At 67.2% G+C, this 21,815-nt stretch carries 13 protein-coding genes; 7 read left to right on the top strand and 6 right to left on the bottom strand.

What is annotated here, in order from left to right:
* Positions 1-106 precede the first annotated feature (106 nt).
* On the top strand, positions 107-1,453 hold the full coding sequence (locus EP7_RS07925) for a DUF3386 family protein (RefSeq protein WP_463527299.1): 1,347 nt from the start codon (positions 107-109) through the stop codon (positions 1,451-1,453).
* 60 nt (positions 1,454-1,513) lie between these two features.
* On the opposite strand, the gene EP7_RS07920 is transcribed toward EP7_RS07925, so the two are convergent.
* On the bottom strand, positions 1,514-2,188 hold the full coding sequence (locus EP7_RS07920) for a DUF4956 domain-containing protein (RefSeq protein WP_463527298.1): 675 nt from the start codon (positions 2,186-2,188) through the stop codon (positions 1,514-1,516).
* Positions 2,189-2,242: 54 nt separating this feature from the next.
* Positions 2,243-4,453: a CotH kinase family protein gene (locus EP7_RS07915; protein ID WP_463527297.1), complete on the bottom strand. Its 2,211-nt coding sequence runs from the start codon at positions 4,451-4,453 to the stop codon at positions 2,243-2,245.
* A 246-nt stretch (positions 4,454-4,699) separates the two neighbouring features.
* On the opposite strand from EP7_RS07915, the gene EP7_RS07910 reads away from it, so the two are divergent.
* A complete protein-coding gene (locus EP7_RS07910; RefSeq protein ID WP_463527296.1) occupies positions 4,700-5,764 on the top strand; it encodes a ligase-associated DNA damage response exonuclease in 1,065 nt (354 codons plus the stop codon).
* Complete coding sequence (locus tag EP7_RS07905; protein WP_463527295.1) at positions 5,761-7,365, top strand: ATP-dependent DNA ligase; 1,605 nt, start codon at positions 5,761-5,763, stop codon at positions 7,363-7,365. The genes EP7_RS07910 and EP7_RS07905 overlap by 4 nt, the downstream gene beginning before the upstream one ends.
* Here EP7_RS07905 and EP7_RS07900 read toward each other — a convergent pair.
* The 3 genes from EP7_RS07900 to EP7_RS07890 form a co-directional block, all read right to left on the bottom strand.
* Positions 7,362-8,468 carry a DUF1559 domain-containing protein gene (locus EP7_RS07900; RefSeq protein ID WP_463527294.1) on the bottom strand — a complete coding sequence of 369 codons (1,107 nt, stop codon included), beginning with the start codon at positions 8,466-8,468 and terminating at the stop codon, positions 7,362-7,364. The two genes, EP7_RS07905 and EP7_RS07900, sit on opposite strands and share 4 nt — an antisense overlap.
* A gap of 67 nt (positions 8,469-8,535) precedes the next feature.
* Entirely contained in the window at positions 8,536-9,864 is a 1,329-nt protein-coding gene (locus EP7_RS07895; protein ID WP_463527293.1) for a PQQ-dependent sugar dehydrogenase, read from the bottom strand.
* A gap of 140 nt (positions 9,865-10,004) precedes the next feature.
* Positions 10,005-11,171 (bottom strand): amidohydrolase/deacetylase family metallohydrolase, encoded by a 1,167-nt coding sequence (locus tag EP7_RS07890; protein ID WP_463527292.1) that lies wholly within the window; start codon positions 11,169-11,171, stop codon positions 10,005-10,007.
* A 221-nt stretch (positions 11,172-11,392) separates the two neighbouring features.
* Here EP7_RS07890 and EP7_RS07885 point away from each other — a divergent pair, with 221 nt between their 5' ends.
* Entirely contained in the window at positions 11,393-11,782 is a 390-nt protein-coding gene (locus EP7_RS07885; RefSeq protein WP_463527291.1) for an STAS domain-containing protein, read from the top strand.
* Between the two features lie 13 nt (positions 11,783-11,795).
* Here EP7_RS07885 and EP7_RS07880 read toward each other — a convergent pair whose 3' ends face one another.
* Positions 11,796-13,355: a glycerophosphodiester phosphodiesterase gene (locus EP7_RS07880; protein WP_463527290.1), complete on the bottom strand. Its 1,560-nt coding sequence runs from the start codon at positions 13,353-13,355 to the stop codon at positions 11,796-11,798.
* Between the two features lie 368 nt (positions 13,356-13,723).
* On the opposite strand from EP7_RS07880, the gene EP7_RS07875 reads away from it, so the two are divergent.
* The 3 genes from EP7_RS07875 (at position 13,724) to EP7_RS07865 (ending at position 21,744) form a co-directional block, all read left to right on the top strand.
* Entirely contained in the window at positions 13,724-14,491 is a 768-nt protein-coding gene (locus EP7_RS07875; RefSeq protein ID WP_463527289.1) for an SGNH/GDSL hydrolase family protein, read from the top strand.
* 163 nt (positions 14,492-14,654) lie between these two features.
* Positions 14,655-15,758 carry a sugar-binding protein gene (locus tag EP7_RS07870; protein ID WP_463527288.1) on the top strand — a complete coding sequence of 368 codons (1,104 nt, stop codon included), beginning with the start codon at positions 14,655-14,657 and terminating at the stop codon, positions 15,756-15,758.
* Positions 15,759-15,936: 178 nt separating this feature from the next.
* The gene (locus tag EP7_RS07865) at positions 15,937-21,744 is read left to right on the top strand and encodes a hypothetical protein (RefSeq protein WP_463527287.1); all 5,808 of its coding nucleotides are present in this window, start codon (positions 15,937-15,939) and stop codon (positions 21,742-21,744) included.
* Positions 21,745-21,815: the final 71 nt, after the last annotated feature.

Raw genomic sequence — 21,815 nt, 5'->3', positions numbered from 1 at the left:
TGCCTTGATGAGCCTCGACTTTGCAACAGGGCCGTCGCGCGGGTACAACCGTTGCGGCGGCCCTCCGCTTGCGCCCTCACCAAGGCCGATCCAGGACAATTTACCCATGCCGATTTCTCGACGATCCCTGGCGCTTGTCGCCCTGCTCGCGGCCCTCGGGGCCGGTCAGGCGCGGGCGCATTTCCTGTTCATCCGAGTCAACCCCACCGCCGAGGCCGGCCGCTACGCCGAGGTCTTCTTCAGCGAGCAGGCCGAGGCCGGCGACCCCAAGTATGTCGAGCGATTCGTGGGGTCGAAGCTCTGGATCCAGCAGAAGCCCGGCGAGTTCAAGGCGCTCGAGCTGACCAAGGCCGTCGACCGCCTGCGGGCGAAATTGCCCGCGATGGGGAGCGTCTCCGTCATTGGCATCAGCGAATATGGCGTGATCGCACGACCCAACCAGACGCCGTTCCTGCTCCGCTATTACCCCAAGGCTCTCGCCGGATCTCCCACCGAGCTGGCCCATTTGGAGCCGAAGTCGGACGTCCCCCTGGAGATCGTCGCCGAGGTTGCCGACGACTCGCTGAAGCTCAAACTCCTGGTCGACGGCAAGCCGATGCCGGGCGCCGTGTTCAACTCGGTGGCCGCCGATCTGACCGAGGAGAAGATCAACGCGGGAATTGATGGCGTCGCCACCTGGAAGCCGTCCACGCCAGGGCGCTACTCCATCTACACCAGGCGCGACCTGAAGACGCCCGGCGAGACGGGCGGCATGAAGTACGACGAGATCCGCGAGTTCGCCACGCTCGCCCTCGAATGGCCGCTCGGCCGCGAGGGGGCCGACCCCGAGGCTGTTGCGCTGTTTGAAGGCGCCATCGCCTCAAGGGCCCAGTGGAAGGACTTCCCCGGGTTCTCGGCCGACGTGAGCGGGACCATCGAGGGCCGGCCTTTCGACGGCAAGCTGACGGTCTCGCCCGAGGGCAAGGTCGAGATGACTTCCGACGAGGCCGTCGCCAAGGCCTGGGTCGAGGACCAACTCGGGTCGCTGGCCATGCATCGGCGCGTCGAGGCCGCATCCACGCCCCCGCCGGTTTTACGGTTCGCCGACTCCGACGACCTGCACCCGCTGGGGCGACTGTTGCTGTTCCAGGGAGGGCGGTTCGCGTCGAGCTATCGGGTGAAAGACGGGCGGATCACGGAGGTCAATCGGCATGTCGGCAAGATGGACATGACGATCCTTGCCCTCGACGACTCCAAGAACGCCGAGGGCCGCGACCTGCCTCGCGGCTATGTCGTGCAGTACTGGGACGCGGGCACCGGAAATCTCGATCGCGTCGAGACGGTCCGCGACACATGGGCTCGTGTTGGTGCGTACGACCTGCCGGTCGAGCATTCCGTCACGAATGCCACGTCTCAAGGACTTGCCGTCCGGGGATTCACGCTGGCCGGGCATAAGCTTGCTGACGCTAAGTAACTGAGGGCAGAGCGACGCGTCGGCCCGGCCATCATCGGCCGGGCCGACGCGTTTGCGCGATCATTCGGCCTGGCGAATCTCGACGCTGTCGACCCCGTTCAGGGCGTCGAGGCCCGCCACGAGATCGGCCGCGCCGACGCCCGGCCGCAATCGGACTCGGTATGTCAGGTCGAGGCACGACCCCTGCTTGGCGGTGCTCGCCGAGGTCAGGGCGAACCGTTCGCATTCCTCGCCGAGCCTGAGCTCGGCCGAGGTCCGCGTCCCTTCCGCCAGCGCGACCCGCATCGAGAGCTTGCTCTCGGCTGCGTACCAGGGATCGGCCCTGCGCCTGGGCCAGAGCAGCGGAGTGACCAGCAGGAAGAGGACCAGGCCGATCAGGGCCACCGCCAGGTGGCTTGACCCCGCGGCCATGCCGACGACCACCGCGAAGATGACGAAGGCCGTGTCCTGCGTGTCCTTGACGACTGTGCGGAACCGCACCACCGAGAGCGCACCGACCAGGCTGAAGGCGCGAGCGACGTTATCGCCGATGACCTGGGTGGCCATGGCGATCAGGGCCGAGAGCATCACCAGCGTCGTCAAGAAGGTCGCCGCCACCGGCTCGCCGCGCCTGGCGAAGCGGCAGATGCCGGCGACCACGATGCCGAGCACCAAGGCGCAGCCGATCCGCCAGGCCAGGATGGCGGGCGTGACCGTGGTGGTCCCAGACAGCGACGCGTCCAGCCACTCAGGCATCGGTCGAACCTTTCCTCTCATCTCGCGGGTGCAAGCCGGTTGCGTGGCACATGCTCACGGTCCCGCCTTCTTGATCTCGGGGTGATTGAGGAGGTACGCTCGGCGTCGCTCTGCGAACGTCCGTAGGCTCATCGCGGGTCCACCCGGCCCGAACCTCGGGGGCTCGGGTGCCTTCGGCTGGTCCGTCACGACCTCTTCCGAGACGGCCTTGTGGTAGGCCTCGGTCGTGGCCAGCTTCTTTGTGTCGGCCTCGACGATCGGATCGATCCTGGTGCGATATTCGGCCACGAGCGGCCCGAGGTTGTCCCAGTCGAGCCAGTGGTCGGCCAGGGTCCGCACGTTCTTCAGGTAGCGCTCGCGCAGGGCCGGGACGGCCAGCAGCTTGCTTCGGAGCGGTTTGCGCGCGTCGTCCATGCCATGAAGCGGGTCCAACTCCACGCCGGGTCCTCCACCGCCTGGCCCGAAACCGGGAGGGCCGCCGCCCGGCCTGCCGGACTTCTTGGCGGGAGCACCCTTGCCCGGCGCACCCGGGCCACGCCGCATGCCGCCCGGCGGACCCATCATCACCGCCGGGCCGAAGGTCTCGTTGGCGTCGTGCGTGAGGATGTGGAAGACGCCCGCGCCGTCGCTGAAGATGTTGTAGTCGCTGGCCCTGATCCAGTACCCGTCGCTATTGATGAACACGTTTTCCAGGGCCAGGAACCAGAGTGCCCCGTCGATATCGAGCTTCCCCTTGAGTGCCTGCTCAAGCTCCTCCGCGGGCGTCTCGTTCAGCGTGAGGCACAGGTCGATCAGGGCCTTCCAGGCCTTGTCGCTCTCATCGCTCTTCAACTGATAGCGCTTCTTATATTCCTCGACGTCGTCCCCCTGATAGGAGAGGCCACCGTCGCCGCCTGGGTTTCCGGGGACCTTCCAGCGTGATCCCTTGGGCGACTTGAAGTTCTCCTCCAGGAACGTCTTGTCGAACTGCTGTGCATTCGAATACAGGCCCCAGTCCTCGCCGTTGATCACCACCCGGACGAAGTTCGCCTTCGGGGCCTGCGTATATCTGCGGGCGATGTCCAGGTAGAGCACCGTGTGTAGGAAGGTCGGGTCGTCGTGCGCGTTGAGTAGGTTCAGGGTCTTGTAGCCCATCAGCCGCTGCTTGGGGTGGGCGAAGTCGACCGAGACGTTCAGGGACCGCTTCTGGCCGGGCCTGACCATCATGAATGACGACAGCCCGCGGAAGTGGACCCCGACGTCGGGGTAAACCTTGCCGTCAACTGTGAGCTTGGCGGGGACCTCGACGTCGGTCTTGTAGAACTCGGCCATCTCGGCCTCCCAATCCTTCCCCTCGAAGTCGAGAAAGAGGGTGCGGACGACGGCCGGATCATAGAAGGGCTTGTCGGCCGGGTAGGCCGTGACTTCGGCGGGGCTGACTTTCGCCCCGGGAGTGGGGTCGGGGGAATCGGCACCCGGGCCGAACCTGGGTCCACCTCCCGGGCCGCCCGGCCTTCCGCCCGGCCCGCCGGGGCCTCCCGGACCACCTGGGCCTCCCGGCGGGCCGAATCGAGGGCCGCCGGCCGGGGCTTTCTTCATGGCGTCGCGAGCGGCGAGGCGTTCGGCGGCGTTTAGCCGGCCGTCGCCGTTCTTGTCGTGATCCTTGACGATGGCGCGTTCCTGGCCCATCGGCCCGCCCGGGCCAAACCCCGGCGGGGGGCCCATCCGACGGTTCATCGCGCCGGCCAACGCATCGCCGTCGAGGCTTCCGTCGGCCTTGCCGGCGGCATCGAGGACGAAGGCTTCGGCGGCCCTGGAGGCCTCATCGGGGCTAAGTCGGCCATCCTTGTTCGCATCGGCCGCCGCCAGCGCGGGGCCGGCCATCATGGAACCAGGCCCGAAGTTGTCGCCCGGGCCGCCCCCCGGGGGGCCATCCCCTGGCCCCTCGCCGGGCGGCCGCAGCCGCCGGTTGATGGCACGCCCGAGCGTGCTGGCGTCGACCGAGCCTTTCTTGTCCAGGTCGGCCGAGCGGACGAATTCCTCGGCCGCCTTGCCGGCCTCGGAGGGCGTCAGCTTTTCGTCCATGTCGGCGTCGGCGATCTCCATCACCCGCGGGCCGAGGAAGGTGCCAGGCCCGAATCCCGGCGGCCCGGACTGTCCTTTCTGGGCGCCCGGACCTCCGGGCGGCGGCCCGCCATCCTGAGAGGATGCCGTCTTCAACGCGACCAGGGAGACGGCGACGCAGCCGGCGAGCATCGCTTGGGTCGCGGCAGATCGCGTCATCATGAAGGGCCTCTCGTCGTGAATCTCAAGAAAGTTGGGTGGCCGATTCGTGCGAGACTCGACCTGGACCGCGGCATTCTAGCGGCGCGAGACCGCTCTGCTGAACTGGATTGTAAAGAAAGCGTGAAGCAACCCCGAAAGTGCGCGCCCCTCTTCGCTTGCCTGGCCGATCTGGCATGCGCGTGTACACTCGTCTCGTCCGTACGCGTCGTGCAGGGATGAGCGGGCCTGGGGTTCGAGGGGGCGGACGTGGCGAGCGTTCCATTGCTGGAGCCGACCGAACGGGGTTTGTACTGTGCCCGGGGCGACTTCTACGTCGACCCCTGGCGTCCCGTTCCCCGGGCTGTGATCACCCACGCGCACGCCGACCACGCCACCAGCGGCTGCGGGCGTTACCTGACCGCGACGGATGGCATGGCCGTGCTGCAAGGCCGGATGGGCCTGGAGGCGCAAGTCGACGGGCTCGGCCCGGGTCGCTCGATCGACCTGAACGGGGTGGACGTCTCGTTCCACCCGGCCGGGCATCTTCTCGGCTCGTCGCAGGTCCGGGTGGAGAGCAAGGGAGAAATCTGGGTCGTGTCGGGCGACTACAAGATCGAGCCCGACCGGACGTGCGACCCGTTCGAGTCGGTTCGCTGCCACACGTTCGTCACCGAGTCGACCTTCGGCTTGCCTATCTACCGGTGGTCGCCGCAGGCTGAGGTGTTCGACGAGATCAACGCCTGGTGGCGCGCGAACCAGCAGGCGGGGCGCGCAAGCCTGCTCTTCGCGTACTCCCTGGGCAAGGCCCAGCGCCTACTCGCGGGCGTGGACGCCGAGATCGGGCCGATCTATGTCCACGGCGCGGTCGAGGCGATGAACCGGGCCTACCGAGCGACGGGAATCGAGCTGCCACCGACCACCTATGCGTCGGAGGCGACGAAGGGGGCCGACTTCAGCCGGGCTCTGGTGGTGGCCCCGCCTTCGGCCCACGGCAGCCCCTGGGCACGTAAATTTGGTGCATCGTCATCGGCGTTCGCGTCGGGTTGGATGCGGATCAGGGGCCCCCGGCGTCGCAAGGCGGTCGACCGCGGCTTCGTCCTGTCGGATCACGCCGACTGGCCGGGGCTTCAAGGGGCCATCGAAGCAACCGGAGCGAGCCGGGTCCTGGTCACCCACGGATATACCGCCGTGCTCGTGCGCTGGCTGCGGGAGCAAGGCCTGGATGCCGACGTGCTGGCCACCCAGTACCGAGGCGAGCAGGACGACGTCCCCGGCGAGGAGCAACCGCAGGACGCGGCCGCCGGCGTGGCTGATGCGGAGGAGCCGTCATGAAGGCGTTCGCCGACCTGTACGCCACGCTCGACGAGACCAACCGCACCGGCGAGAAGGTGGCCGCGCTCGTCCGATATTTCGAGCATGCCGACCGCGCCGACGCCGCCTGGGCGGTCTACTTCCTGATCGGGCGCAGGCCCCGTCAGGTCATCCCCACGGCCCGGCTGCGGGCCTGGGCCCGAGCCCAGGCGGGCGTCAGCGAGTGGTTGTTCGAGGAGTCGTACCACGCCGTCGGCGACCTCGCCGAAACCATCGCGTTGCTCCTACCTCCCCCCGACCGGGAGGATGACACGCACCTCGCGACCTGGGTCGAGGATCGCCTGCTTCCCCTACGCACCGCGACCGAAGGAGAGCAACACGACGCCGTCGTGGCGGCCTGGCGGTCGCTCGATACCGGGCGTCGGTTCGTGCTGAACAAGCTCATCACGGGCTCGTTTCGCGTGGGCGTTTCCAAGCAGCTGGTGCTCAGGGCGCTGGCGACGGTGGGGGGAATTGAGCCGGCGACGGTGGCACATCGGTTGATGGGAGACTGGGAACCGACCCCGGCCTACTTTGAAAGCCTGCTCTCCCTCGAATCGGCCGATGCCGACGTCAGCCGCCCCTACCCGTTCTGCCTGGCTCATGCCCTGGACGGCTTGCCCGAGGATTCGCTGGGGCCCGTGACCGACTGGCACGCCGAGTGGAAATGGGACGGGATCCGGGCGCAGCTCATCCGCAGGCAAGGACGCACGTTCGTCTGGACTCGCGGCGAGGAACTGGTCACGGACCGCTATCCCGAGCTCGCCGAGATCGGCCCTTACTTACCCGACGGCACCTCGATCGACGGCGAGATTCTCCCGTGGCGCGATGGCGAGGTGATGCCGTTCGCGCAGCTCCAGCGGCGGATCGGCCGCAAGGTCGTCGGCAAGAAGCTGCTTGCCGACGTTCCGGTCGTACTCATGGCCTTCGACCTGCTGGAGGATGCCGGGCAGGATACGAGGAACTGGCCGCTGGAGCTTCGCCGGTCGAGGCTCGAGGAAATCATTCGGGCCTCGGGCTGGGACGGTCGGATCGTGGCCTCGCCGGTGGTCGACCCCACCTCGTGGGACGACCTGGCCGAGGCGCGTGCCGATAGCCGTGGCCGGAATGTCGAGGGCTTGATGCTCAAGCGCAAAGGGTCGCCCTATCGCGTGGGACGGGTGCGCGGCGACTGGTGGAAGTGGAAGATCGTGCCGCTGACCGTCGACGCAGTGCTCACCGCCGCCCAGCGAGGCAGCGGCAAGCGGGCCAGCCTGTACACCGATTACACGTTTGCCCTCTGGGACGAGGGCCATCTCGTGCCGGTGGCCAAGGCGTATTCGGGCCTCACCGACGCGGAGATCCGCCGGGTCGACAACTTCGTCAGGCGGAACACGGTCGACAAATTCGGGCCCGTCCGCAGCGTCAAGCCGCTGCTCGTCTTCGAGCTCGCCTTCGAGGGGATCCAGCGCTCCCCCCGCCACAAGTCGGGCGTGGCCGTCCGCTTTCCGAGGATCGTCCGCTGGCGCGAAGACAAGGTCCCGGCCGAAGCCGATCAGCTCAAAGCGTTGCGAGCCCAGCTTCCGGAGATGCCTCGATCCTAGAGAGAGTCGGCCGAGACCACCTCGCCGCCTGCTCTCGTGGCGAGGGCACGCCACACGGAAAGGTCGACGGTGTCCCGGGCGAAGGTGACGTGTCCATCGCAAAAGAGCAGATTCACCCCTCCCGGATGGACGCTGCGGGGTGCCTTCCAGCCGGGGTTGTGGTAGGTGATGCAGTCGGCACGGCGGGCGTTAGGCGTTGAGTGGTGATTATAAAGGGTGTTCAAGTAGTTGCCGTCGAACCAGGCCGCCCCTTTGTTCAGCAGCCAGCCGGCGGGCGCATTCGCGCAGGCCTCGTCGGTCAGCGGGGCAACCGCCACGCGTGCGAAGGAACGGGCGAGCGGCGTGGGCACGGGCGTCGGCGTGGTCTGGGTGTAAGGGCCGGCGATGCCCACGATCTGCTCGGACGCCGCCGCGGTCAGGCTTGATCCATCCTGGAGGTCGGCCAGGGAGAGGGCCCGACCCAGGATGAACGCGCCGTTGGCCCCGGTGGCGTCGCCGCCGTTGGAACCGTCGCCCGAGCTGAACGCGTAGCTCGTCGGGCCGGTGTCCGTCGCGGGGGCCGGCGCACCGTCGCTGGGGCAGGCGAAGCCGGCGACGCGCGTGGCCATCGCCGTGGTATTGGCCGACGTGAACGGCCAGAACGCCGAGCCTCCTCCGGCCGGCTTCGTGGCGAGAGGCAGATTGAAGTTCATCGACTGGGCGAGCGCGGACTGCTCCAGATACGGCAACATTTGCGACAGGGCCGACCACCGATATTGCAAGGCCGAGGTGTAAGCCGGGACCGGCCCGGTCGGGGAGAGGAACCCGACCGGGAGGCTGCCGACGGCCGAGTGGTAGTTGTGCATCGCCAGGCCGACCTGCTTCAGGTGGTTGACGCACTCGACCCGCCGCGCGGCCTCGCGTGCCGACTGCACCGCGGGGAGCAGCAGCGCGACGAGGACGGCGATGATCGCGATGACGACCAATAGCTCGATCAGCGTGAAGCCCCTTGGTGGCTCCTGGGCGTTCCTGGATCGCGCACGCAGCGCGAACGCGCCCATCGCGACCACGACGAACAGGAGGAGCCCCACACCGGGGGGGAATCCTCCGCGTCCGAATCGCATGGGCCCCGGCATAAAGGGCATGGGTATGCGCCGCATGGGTGCCCTCCGGCCGGGGTTGAAGCGGGGGCTAATTCGTCCCGGCATAGCTGACCCGCCAGATGGTTCCCGAGCCGTCATCCGTCACGAGCAGCGCGCCGTCCTTGTCGACGGCCACGCCGACGGGCCGGCCCCAGACGTCGCCGTCATTGCTCACGAAGCCGGTGAGGAAGTCCTCATATTCTCCGGCCGACTTGCCGTCCTTCAGGGGGACGCGGACCACCTTGTATCCGGTGCGGCGGGCGCGGTTCCACGACCCGTGCTCGGCGGCGAAAATGTCGCCTTTGTACTCGTCGGGGAAGCTCTTGCCGTCGTAAAAGGTCAGGTCGAGCGAGGCCGAGTGCGACTGGAGCAGCACGTCGGGGGTGATGACCTTGTCCTTCAGCTCGGGATGCTTCCCCTCGTGCCGGGGGTCATGCTTGCCGCTGAGGTAGTACCAGGGCCAGCCGTAGAAGCCCCCTTCCTTGACGTGCGTGATGTAGTCGGGCACGAGCTGGTCGCCCAGGCCATCGCGCTCGTTGACCGATGTCCAGATCTCGCCGGTCTTGGGGTCCTTGGCCAGTCCCACCGGGTTGCGGATGCCCGAGGCGTAGATGCGCTCGTTCTTGCCGTCGGCGTCGAATGCCAGGATGTTCGCGCGTCGGTTCTCGCGGCCGTCATCTTCGGCATTGGACCGCGAGCCGACCGAGACGAACAGGGTCTTGCCATCGGGCGAGAACTCGATGTCGCGGGTCCAGTGGCCGCCGCCGCCCACCGCTTCGTTGCCGGTGGGGATATCTTGGACGATCGCCTCGGCCTCGCCATCGGCCTTGGTGTCGCCGTTCTTGTAGTCGTAGCGGATGACCGAGCCGGTGTTGGCGATGTAGACGTGCTCGGGATTGGGCCCGGGCGGGTGGAAGGCGATGCCGAAGGGGCGGTCGAGGCCCTCGGCGAACACCGCGTTGATCTCGGGCTTTCCGTCGCCGTCGGCGTCGCGGAGGATGCGAACGCGCTTGGCCTTGCTCTCGGCGACGAAGAGGTCGTTGTTGGGCGCCCGGACGATGACTCGCGGCGCGTCCAGGCCGGTGGCGAACTCGGTGACCTTGAATCCTGCGGGGGCCTTGGGCCAGGCCCCTTCGGGTCGCTTGATGACCTTCGGGTGGTTCTTGGCCGAAGGGGTCTCATACGGCGTGGCGAGGTCGTCCAGGGTGATCTTGCGGCGGACGCCGGGGGCGTCGGTCGTCCAGTCCCCCAGCGCGTCCTTGCCCGTCCGGGTGTCGGCCGGCGCGACGGGCCGGGCGGCGGCCATCATGATCACCCCCCCACAGCCGGCCAATACCAGGGCCAGGGTGCGGGCTGCGTGTCGGATACGGTCGCTCATCGAGTGGATTCCTGCCTATTGAACCGGCGGACGGGCGGGCCGGAGAGGGCCTTGGGTCGCCGCCGAGCCGGCGCCCCGTCGCATACCGTTCGAACGTAATGCCAACGAGTGTCTTCCGCCACTCCCTGCCGGGTCCCGGCTCAGGGCGTGTCGCCCACCTTCCGACCGCCTTTGAAGACGGAGCGTACGGCGAACCTCGTGGGATGGCGGCGGACCTGGCCGATCGAGTCGACCAGCTCCCAGTCCCCGTCTTCCAGGTCGAAGAGGACGGCATCGGCCTCGGCCCCGACGGCCAGGGTGCCCAGCACGCCGGCCTCACCCATCCAGGAGGCGGGCTCGGAGGTGACCATTTCAAGCACGTCCCGCACCGACAGGCCCAGGGCCAGAAACTTCGTCATCGTGCATGCCAGATCGTACACTGGCCCGTCGACGCAGTAGGTGTGCAGGTCGGTGGAGATCGTGTGAGGCCTGACCCCCTGCTCCAGGCATCGGGCCGCCACGTCGAAATGGAAGCTCCCCTGCCCGTGCCCCACGTCCATTCGAACGCCCCGCTCGATGGCCGCTCGCACCGAGTCGAGGACCAGGCCACGCCCGTCCAGGATCGAACCGGACAGGCCGTGATAGCAGTGGGTGAAGACGTCGCCGGGCCTGAGCGCCTCGACCATCTCCTCGGTCGGCGTGACGGCCAGGGTCGGGTGCAGCATCAACGGCTTCTTGATCGCATCGGCGGCGGCCCGCGCCTGGCGCAGCGCCTCGCGCTCGACGCGGCCGTCGTCGCTGATGTTGTCCATCAGCCTGACCTTGATGCCAAGCACCACGTCGGCATGCGCGAGCGCCGTCTCGACGGCCCCCTCCGCGGAAAGGAACAGCGGGTCCTGAATCTCGCCGAAGGCGGGCTTCATGTTAATTCCGGCGATCAGGCCAATCCCGCTGATGTGCACCAATGCCTTGACCCGCGTCTTTGCTCGGTCGATGACGAAGGAGCGGAAGCCCTCGAAGGTCAGCGATCCCGCGGTCCCGGCGTCGACGACGGTGGTGCACCCATTGGGCAGGCAGGTGACGTCGGGGTCGACCCCGAAGTGGCTCACCTTGTGATAGACGTGCGTATGCAGGTCGATCCAGCCGGGGCTAAGAAACCTGCCACGGGCGTCGATCACCTCGGAGGCGGTCGCCGGGTCGATCGAAGTGCCGACCTCGGCCACCAGTCCGCCGGCGAAGGCGACGTCTCGCACGGCGTCGATCCTGGTGGCGGGGTCGATCAGTCGGGCACCCCGGATGAGCATGTCGTACTTGATCGGGACGGCCACGGCGGGCCTCCTGGGCGTGCGGGCAAGCGGCCAACTTCGGTCGTTCGCGCGGGTCCTGCACCCAACGCCTCGTTGGCCGAGCATAACCCAGAAGCCGACGCCCCGGGAACGACGCCGCGTCACGAACGACGTCCGGCCCCCCGCTGCGCTGGACATCCGCGGTAGGATTGCTCGCGTCGGGCCACGCCAGACCTCGCCCGCCGGGCTGAAGGACACCGCCAATGCTCCCGCTCACCCTCTGCCCGATCTGCGGCCAGCCCTACGCCGTCCCCTGCCAGACCTGCCGCCAGGCCTCGATTCTTGACGAGTCCGAGGGTGTCCCGACCCTGCTCGTCCGCCTCTCGGCCTTCGAGGGAGCGTTCGAGGTCGACGTGGCAGACACCCTCACCGGCCTCGCCGCCTGGTCGGCCGACAATCCCAAGGCCGCGATCATCCTGGACATGGAGCAGATCCCGTTCCTGGGCAGCCGGACGCTGGCCGTGCTCCTCCGCCTCAATCGCACGCAGAAGTCCGCGTCGCGACGCCTGAAGCTGCGGAACGTCGGCCCCGACCTGCAAGAGATCTTCCGGATCACCCGCATGGATCAGCTCCTGGAGATCAACGCCGCCTGAGTTCCGACGGAGCTCAACGACCGCCCGCGATGGCTCGCAGGACCCGGATTGGGTGATCGGTCTGGATCAGGTCGACCCCGGCGTCGATCGCCCTGCGGTATTCCGCGGCGGTCTCGTGGAGCCCGAGCGCATCGCTGAAGACGAGAATCCCCCGCGCGTGGCAGTCGTCAATCAGCGGTTTGGAGAGGAGGCTCCAGCGGGCGTCGAACGCATAAGGTTCGAGGCGAACCGCCAGCCCTTCGACGTCCGATGCGTCGCCCAGGCCCGCCATCCGCCTCAATGTCGGCTCGATCGCCTTCAGTTTCGCGAGGTAGTCGGCCCCTTGATAGACGACCGATCGCTCGATCAAGGCATGCTTCCGCAATGCCGCGACGAGGTTCTCCGGCGAGACGTCCTTGGCGTCGACATAAAGCTCAACTCCCGCGGGGACTGACCCGAGGAACGCGTCGAGCGTGGGGACGGGCGTGCCGGCAAACTGGCGCCCGAACCAGGCCCCCGCATCGAGCTTGTTGATCTCGGCAGAATCCCACTCACGAATCGGCCCGCGCCCATTGGTTGTGCGGTCGAGCAGGGCGTCGTGGAGCAGGAACGGGATGCCGTCACGCGACGTCCGGATGTCGAATTCCACGAAGTCGGCGCCCAGCCTCGCCGCCTTGTCGAAGGCCGTGAGCGTATTCTCGGGCGCGTCATGAGAGGCCCCCCGGTGGTGTGAAATTTTCACGCGGGACGCCCCCGCCGCCAGGATCGACTCGCGGGCCACGATCTCCTCGGGCCGGTCGCTCAAGATCCAGTCGGCCCCGGCCTCGATTGCCCGGTCCCAGACCTCCGGCCGATCCGCGTCACCGATCGCTTCCGCCAACACAACAATCCCTCGCTCATGAAGGCCGCGGCAGCGACCGGCCGTCGCGTCTGAGGCCGGGATCGAGACCACCGCGGGGCTCAGGCCATCGAAATTCGCGTCGGTAAGCCCCCCCGCGCGGTTGCCTAGCAACAGACCAAGTTGGCCGCCGTCCTGGGTTGCACGCAGTTTCTTCAAGACGTCGGGAGTGCCGGCGAAGACCACCTGGTTTTGCATGCGGGCCGCGACCACCTCGGCCGAGAGCCGGGCCGCGTCGACCTTTTCGCATTCGAGCAAGACATTGATCCGTCCCCTCGCCAGCTTCAGGGCCTCGCCCAGCTCCATGATCAGGGTGCCGGCGTATCTCGGGGCGAAGTGCGATCCCGCATCCAGTCGCTTCAGCTCCGCGAGCGTGAGTCTCGAAACCGGGCCCTTCCCGTCCGTCGAGTGGGACAGGTCATCGTCTCCCACGAGAACATGCCGGCCGTCGCGGCTCGACCGGACCTCGACCTCGATCCAGTCGACGGCGTTGTCGATCGAGCGTTCGATGGCCGGTGCGGTCGCGTAGGGTGCAAGCCCCTCGGCGCCGCGTCGTGCCACCACCTGGACCCGGCCGGTGGGATGAACGGGCCGGACGAACGGAAATTCTCCGGCCCCGGCCCGGATTGCTCCCAGGACGCTCGCCGTGCATACGATCGCCAGCGTGGTCGGGTGTCGACTCGATCCAGCTCTCATCGCGAATCGCTCCGTTCGTGTCATGTCGTGCCAACGATTCGACAGGATTCCGAATCAAGGCGAAGGGATAAGACTCTCGGGTCCGTCGATCCGATGAGCAAGGGAAGGTGATCGAGTCCGACTCGAACCCAGATCCGATCACCACCTTAGATCAGTCCGTAGGCCAGCATGGAAGATGATCAGAAAATTGAGGGGGTCGGGCCCGCCGCCTGGGGCAGCCGCCACCAACCAACGCGAGCCGCATCCCGAAGATGTCTTTCCTGCGAGGTCCGTTCTATGATGCGGGCTTTCATCCGCGACTCGATCGCAAGGTCGGCCGCGTGAGAAGCGTTTCAGGGCCCGAATGTCCGATTGGAGCGTCGATGGCGATGAACGGAATGATGGCCGGCCTTGTGGGCCGACGGCGTCGGATTGTCGTGGTAGGCGTGGCGCTCATTTTCGCGGGATTCATGGGCTTGCAAGCGATGGCCTTGCCCCAGAAGGCTGCCGAGCCCACCGACTTGCATGTCGGGAGCCTTCGGGTCAACAAGATCCTCTTTCTCGGCAACAGCATCACGTTGCATGGCCCGAAGCCGGACATCGGCTGGACGGGAAACTGGGGCATGGCGGCCAGCGAGGAGACGAAGGATTACGTCCATCTGTTGACGGCAACGATCGCGACGAAAGCGAAAGGACAGCCGCGGATCCTGGCGAAGAATATCGCCGACTTCGAACGCGGTTTCCAGTCTTATCGCCCCGCGGAGAGCCTGAAGAGCGAACTGGAATTCAAGGCAGATCTCGTGGTACTCGCGATTGGGGAGAACGTCCCCGCCCTCACGTCAGACGCGCTCAAGACCGAGTACGGCGATGCCTTTCGCAGTCTGATCTCCGCGATCCAGGGTCAAGGCAAGCCCACGATCGTGGTCCGGAGTTGCTTCTGGGCCGACCCCGCAAAAGACGAGATCATGCGGTCGATTTGCAAGGAGATGGGCGGCCTTCATGTCGACCTCGGGAAACTCGGAGCCGACCCCCAAAACATGGCGGGTGCCGAACGAAAGATCGACCATGCGGGCGTCGCGAATCATCCGGGCGACCGCGGGATGCAGGCCATCGCCGAGGCGATCTGGGCGGTCATCCGCGAGCGAGGCTCGAAGTGAACCGGGCCGGTCGCGTCGGTCGGAAGTGATCCGGCCCGGACATTTCAGGCCATTGAGAATTCTGGGCGAACGCTCTAGCATCTCAGGGCGTCGGCCCACGCCCCTCGCGGGTTTCCCGCCCCCGCGGGCCGATTCTGCTGCACCCTCCGCTCGAGAATTTCCCATGAGCAACCGGACACTCTTTCGCGGTTTCACCTTACTCCTCGGGTTGGTTGCCTGCCTCGGCTCGGTCGGGGGCAAGGTGGCGGTTGCCGACGAACCCCCGCTGGGCAAGGGGGTCAGGGGGCTGGTGACCCGGGCCAAGAAGCCGATCGCGGTCGACGGCAAGCTCGACGAGTGGTCGCACGCGTTCTGCACCCCCGTGCACTACAACCACGGCAAGCTCAACGATCGAGCGGCCCAGTTTTATTACGCATGGGATGAGGGCTCGCTGTACATCGGGCTGCGGTCTCTCGATCGGAGGCCGATCGACATCGGCGAGCCGGGCTCGCTCTGGAATGGCGACGCGGTGGAGTTCTATCTCGACACCCGCACCGGCGAGAAATTCCGCAGCAAGGATTGGTCCGAGGGGGCCATCCACTTCTTCTTCTCCGCGTTCGAGGGCACCAAGGTCAAGCCCCGCTGGGAAATGCGCAAGGGCATTGCCACCAGCGACGTCGTGCTGGAAGGGGTCGAGATCGCGGCGAAGGGGAACCCCGACGGGTATGAGCTGGAGCTGAAGATCCCCTGGATCAATTTCCCCGGCTTCACGCCGAAAGCGGGATCGCTGATCGCCCTGGACGCCGAGCTTTGCAGCGCCGACGGCGCCGGCCGGGTCGACCGGACCTTCGCCTTCGGCTCGCCGCTGTCCGTCCAGCAGCCGGCCTCCCAGGCCACGATGCAGTTGGTCGATGTGTTCGACCCCGACTATTTCACGCAGGCCGGCCCGGCGTCGTTCCCTTGCTGGGTCGAGACTCCCTGGGTCCAGGCCGAGCGGGCCGAGGTGGTGGGGGTGGTCGCCATCCCTCCGACGTTCGTCCCCTACGTCGGCTCGGTCGAATTCCGCCTGCACGACTCCAGCGGTCACATCGTCAAGACGGTCCCCGCCACGATTGAGCCGTTCGGGCCCGAGAAGTGGGAGTTCGTCCGCGCCGTCGCGAAATGGCCCGTGGATGAATTCGTCCCGGGAGCCTATTTCGCGTCCGCCCGAGTCCTGGCCAAGACGGGCAAGCCGCTGGCCACCGTCACCCCCCGGATGATCCAGGAAGCCGCGATGACCGGCCGTTGAGGCCCGCCGACCACGCCGGCGGCCCCGACCCGGGCGATGCACGCATGACATTCGTCTGAGGGTTGTTCCCGGCCGCCGTGAGCGGCGTATAATAGCTGGGCATCGCCCGCGGATGCCCCGTCTCGCCTTCGCCACGCACCGCACCGGGCGGCCTCGCCCGGATCGGAAGGAGCCCCGCATGGCCCTGGGAACGCAGCCGCAAGGGAAACTGCTCGACTACGAGCAGTACATCGACCACCAGATCGGCCGCACCAGGGCCAGGATCAAGGTCACCGACCTGATCACCGCGGGGCTCACCCTGCTCTTCGCCACCCTAGCGGTCTTGCTCGTCGAGATCGTCCTGGACCACCGCTTCGGCCTGCCCATCTGGTCCAGGCGGATCATGCTCTACGGCGGCCTTGCCGCGGCCGGCTATTACCTCTGGCGTCAGGTCATCCGCCCATCGCTGTTCAAGATCAACGGGCTGTACGCCGCGCGGGCGATCGAGGAGACCGACTCCGAGTTCAAGAATAGCCTGATCAACTATCTCGAGCTCCGCAAATATCGCGAGACGATGCCCAAGTCGGTCATGGCGGCGATCGAGCGCAAGGCGGTCAATGACCTGACGCGCATCGAGGTCGAGAGCGTCGTCAACCAGGGCCGCCTCACCCAGATGGCCTACGCACTCGCGGCCGTCGTCGTCCTGTACTGCTTCTATGCGCTCTGGACCCCCAAGAGCCTGCTCGACTCGGCCAAGCGGGCCCTGCTCTCCGACGTCGTCCGGCCGACCAACACGCGGTTGGAGAAGATCAAGCCGGGCGACAATCCCGAGCTGGCCAGGGTGGTCGCCGGCACGCATGTTCCGTTCTCCGTCGAGGTGCAAGGCAACGCCCCCGAGAAGGTCGTCCTGCATGTCAGCACCGACGGCGGCAACTTCTTCGCCCCCATTGAGCTGGCCGCCGGCTCGAACCGCTACGACCCCTGGCAGACGACCGTCCGCAACGTGCAGCAGGGGATGGAGTATTACCTGACCGCCGGCGACGCCGAGTCGCGCCGGTATCAGCTCGAAGTCCTCCCCGCCCCGATGGTCACCGGGGTCACGCACGACCTCGACTTCCCCGCCTATGCCGGGGTCGCACGACGAGCGGCCGTCGAGGGGGGCAACGTCGAGGCGCTCGAAGGGACATTGGTGACCGTCAGGGCTCGGACCAACCAGCCCGCACGCTCGGGTCAGCTCGACTTCGGCAAGAACATCCCGCCGGCCCTGATGTCCGTCTCGCCCGACGACCCTGACGTCCTCGTGGGCAAGTTCGGCATCACCAAGCCCGGCTCCTACACGATCAAGTTCACGACCACCGGCGGGCAGGTGAATCCAGACCCGGTCGTCTACGACATCCGGTCGATCAAGGACAACCCGCCGACGGCCCGATTCACCCAGCCGGAAGACCCCTTCAAGGCCCCCGCCAACGCGCGGGTCCGCCTGAACATGGAGGCCGGCGACGACTTCGGGCTCCAGGACGTGACTTTGCACGTCGTCCAGGGGAACGAGATCCTCCGCACGGCCGCCAACTTCCTGGAAACTCAGGCCAAGCCCGAGCCCATCTTCCGCCGCTCCGAGGTGCTCGACCTGGAGGCGTTCAAGGTCCAGCCGGGTTCGAAGATCGAGTACTGGCTGACCGTCCGCGACAGCAAGCAGCCGCAGTCGAACAAGTTCGAGACCTCGCGTCGGGTCATCGAGGTTGGCCCCCCCAAGCCCCCGGCCGAGCTGGCGCAGCTCGACAAGGATCAGGCCGAGCCCGAACCCCAGCCCGCACCCGAAGAACCCGCTCCTGACCAGACTCCCGCCGAAGAACCCCAGCCCAAGCCCGGCGAACCGGCCAAGACCGGCGAAGGCCAGGCCGGCAATCAGGACAAGGTCGAGCAGACAGGCCAGGATCAAGGCCAGCCCGAGGAAGGCGCCGACCCGGGCAATAACGCGCCAGCGCCGTCCGAACCGGAGATGACCCCCCAGGAGCGTCAGAAGTTCGAGGACAAGCTCAAACGCCTCGAACGAGCCCTCGGAACCCCTCCCCGGCCGCAGCTTCCCGAGCAGGGCAATCCGGCCAATGACCGGCAAGGCGCCCAGTCGGGCAACCCCCCCGCCAACCAGGGGGGAGAAAACTCCAAGCCGCAGGCCCCCCGTAACGGCGACCAGGGCAAGCCGCCCGGGACTCCTCAGGCTGCCAACCAGCCGCGACGCGACCCCGGCTCGTCCAACCCCACGCCGCCGCAACCCAATCCTCCCGGCGCCCCTGGTTCCCAGGATGAGCAAGTCCAGAGGGCCGACCCAGCGCCCCGCGATCCGGCGAACCCTGGCGAGCCCCGCGAACCGCAGGGCAAGCCAAGCACTTCGACAGACCAGCCTCAGAACGGCGACTCCGGGAAGTCGCCCGTCTCCCGCGCGGAGAACCGCCAGGGAGCGCAACGGCCTGGCGCAAAGCAAGATCAGGCGAATGAGCCGTCCAAGACCGATAAGCCCAACCCCGCTGATTCCAAGCAACAATCGCCTCCCAACGGTGCTGGTCAGGGCCAACAAGGCAAGGACGAGTCGAAGCCGTCGGCAAATAGCGACTCTTCGAAACCCCAGCAACCCTCGGGCGAGACCTCCCCGCCTTCCTCAACGGGCACAACCCAGCCCCAGAGTGGGCAGAAGTCCGACGAAACAAGGCCGCAGAAGGGCGAGCCGAAAAAGCCGGGTGACGTGAAGGACCAGGCTCCCGGCCAGCAAGGCGCCCAGGGCCAGAACTCCACGACTCGAGATGAGAGCCAACCTGGCAAGCCCGACCAGCAGCCCCAGAGGCCGGGCACTTCTGGTCAAACTGGGTCGACCAAGCCGGGCCAATCGGGCGACCCGAAGAACTCGAAGGACGGCCAGCAGGGAACGCAACCCCAGGGTTCCGACCCCGCCGCTCGACCCGACTCCCAGAAGACCAAAACTGGCGAACAGACTCCGCCGTCCGGGGACGCCAGCAAGACCGGCCAGAGCGGAGCCAACCCCACTAAAGGTGGAGCCAGCTCGGCTAAGGACCAGGCCGGTCAGCCCTCGAATTCCCAAAAGGGTCCGGACTCCGAGAAGTCGAAATCCGGGACCGCTCCGGGCGAAACGAAGCCTACAACGAAGCCGGGCCAGACGCCCGAAGGCTCCTCTGCCGATCAGACCGGAGCCCCCAAGCCCACCGGTGCCCAGCCCGAGGACGGAACCCAGAAGACGGATCCATCAAAGTCCGGTGCAAAAGCCGGCAACCCTCCCGCTGGCGGCGACCAGTCCGGCTCTGCAGCCCAGCCCAAGGGGACCGACTCGCCCGCCGGGGCCGACCCCACGAAGTCCAAGGATCCAGGCGCCGAAGGCTCGACCACGAAGCCTCAGGCCGGCCAGCCCGGAGAATCGGGCCAGTCAACTTCCCCCGAGCCCGGCGAGAATCCGGCCGACACCAAGTCCGGATTGAAATCCGCCGAGCCTGGCAAATCCGGGGCAAGCTCTGCGGCCTCGAAGGACGCGACCAAGTCGTCGAATCCCCAGGCCAAGTCCGGCGAAACCGCCAAGGGCGAATCCCAGAAGTCCCCCGGTGGAGCGAATGAGGGAGTCGATCAAGCTCAGGCTCCCGGCGACTCCAAGGCCGGCTCCCCTTCGGCCTCGAATTCGAATCAGCCCAAGGGAAATCAGGCCCCCGGAGATGCCTCGCAGAAGGCGAAAACCCCCGAGGGTCAGGGAGCCTCCCAGGCCAGTCCCGATGGCAAGCCTCAGGCTGACCAGCCATCTGCCAGCGGCGAAGCCAAGCCCGGTGGCCCCGCTGATTCCGCGAAGACGCAAGCCGGACAGGACTCCAAGTCCGGCAATCCGGGTGCCTCGCCAGACGCAACGCAATCTGGTCAGCCCAAGGGGACGACGCCGGCCACCAAGCCCGGCCAGCCGGCGACCGAGAAGGCCGACCCCACGAAGCAGGCGTCGCCCAACGCCGATGGTTCGAAGAATCCGGAGGGAGCGGGCAATCCCGACTCGAAGTCCGGCACGCCCGGAACTCGCAATCAGGACTCTCCGTCCGGCACCAAGTCACAGGACTCGGCCCAGGCTCAATCCGGCAAGCCCGGAGCGGAAACCAAGCCTCCCGCCCCCGGATCCAGCGGCCAGCCCCCCAAAACCGGCGACCAACCCCCGAAGCTCGGCGACCAGCCGCAACCAGGCACGAAGCCCGGCCTGCCGACTTCCCCCGCTCAGGCCCAGCCCGAGCCGGGTGAGTCGCAGACAAATCCGCAAGGCGGCCGCCAGTCTGAAAACACGCCGCCAGGTCAGCCTGGTGCCCAGGATCCAACTCAGAAGTCGCAGGATCCTTCCGCCCCCGAGAATCCGTCCCAGGCCGATCCGAAGTCGTCTTCCAGCCAGCCTAAGAACCCGCAAGCCCAGACCGGAGTGCAGCCGAAACCGTCTTCGCAGCCAGCTCAGCAGACCCCGGAAGCCTCAAAACCTCCCGGTCAGTCGACCCAACCGCAGCAGGGTCAGGAAGGTCAAAAGTCCGAGGGCCAGCAGGATCAGGGTCAGCAGGATCAGAGCAACCCGCAGCGAGGTCCACAAGGACAGCAGAGCCAAGGCCAGCAGGGTCAGAAGTCCGAGGGTCAGCAAGGCCAGCAAGGACGAAAGGCAGAGGGACAGCAAGGGCAACAAGGCCAGCAGGGCAAAGCGAGTCAGGGTCAGCAGAGCGAGGGTCAGAATGCGACAGGCCAACAGGGCCAGGGTCAACAAACTGAGGGTCAGCAGGCACAATCAGGTCAGGATCAGCAAGGTCAGGGGCAAGGGCAACAAGGTCAGGGACAACAAGGAAAAGCCCAGCAGGGCCAGGGGCAACAGGGAAAATCTAAGGGCCAAGAAACAGGTCAGGGTGAGGGACAAGGCCAAGGTCAGTCCGGCCAAGGTCAGTCCGGCCAAGGTCAGTCCGGCCAAGGTCAGTCCGGCCAAGGTCAGTCCGGCCAAGGTCAGTCCGGCCAAGGTCAGGGCAAAGCTGGTGAAAACCAGGCGGGAGAGGGTCAAGCGGGCGAGGGTCTAGGGCAGCAGGCGGGTCAGGGCCAACAAGGTCAGGGTGAGCCCGGAAAGCCTGGACAAGGCGACTCTTCCTCTTCGAAAGGCACTCCCAGCGGGAAGACCGGGGGCGAGGCGGCCGGAGATTCTCAGGGTTCCGGCTCGACGGGCCAGAAACAAGGACAGGCAAAAGGTGGGTCCGAGCCCGGGGGAACCCAGCCCGGCTCGTCAACTCAGGCCGGCGGCAAGCCGGGCCAGGGTCAGCCCAAGGACGGATTGGGTGGTCAGAAGGCCGGTGGCCAGGGCCAGCCGGGCGGCAAGGCGGGCAGCCCTCAGCCGGGTCAGCCCGATGGGCAGCAAGGCGAGTCGAAAGACCAGCAAGGTGAGGCCGGAGAAGGCCAGGGCAATCCTCAGAATGGGGGGCGCGGACAGGCCAACGGCGGCACGCCAAAGGCAGACACCACCACCCCCAGCCCCAGGGCGCCCGAGCCCCCCGCGGGCAACGACGGTGAACAGGTGGCCCCGGACATGCCCCAGAGTGAGCTCGTCTTGCGCAAACTCGACGATCTGCTGAAGAACGACAAGGTCACCCCACAGATGGAGCAGGAGACCGGGATGACCCGCGGCGAGATGGAGCAGTTCGTCAAGTCTTACAAGAAGCCCAAGGAAAGTGCCGCCGCGGGCGAAGGCCGCGAATTGTCCGTGAAGCCCGGTCAGGGTCGCGCGGCCACTCCCGCTTCGGACCTGCCGCCTCTCGACCCCAGGACGTCGTTCAATCGCCGGTCGACCGTGTCGACGAAGGGTCTGCCTCAGGACACCGTCCAGGGCAATGTCCAGGGCACCCGCTCAGTGGCCCCGGCCGAAGTTCGCTCGCGTGTCGAGGCGTACCGCAGCAGCCTGTCACGGCCGTCTCCCCCGGCCCGGACCCCCGCCACGCCGCAGGGGGGAAGCCGCTGAAGCCGGCCCCCTGCCGCATCGGCCCGTTCGTAGAATCCTCGCGGAGGCCGGCCCCACGCTCGTGCCGGGCC

The organism is Isosphaeraceae bacterium EP7, from assembly GCA_038400315.1.
Taxonomy (GTDB): domain Bacteria; phylum Planctomycetota; class Planctomycetia; order Isosphaerales; family Isosphaeraceae; genus EP7.
This window is presented reverse-complemented; position numbering and strand designations above follow the sequence as displayed.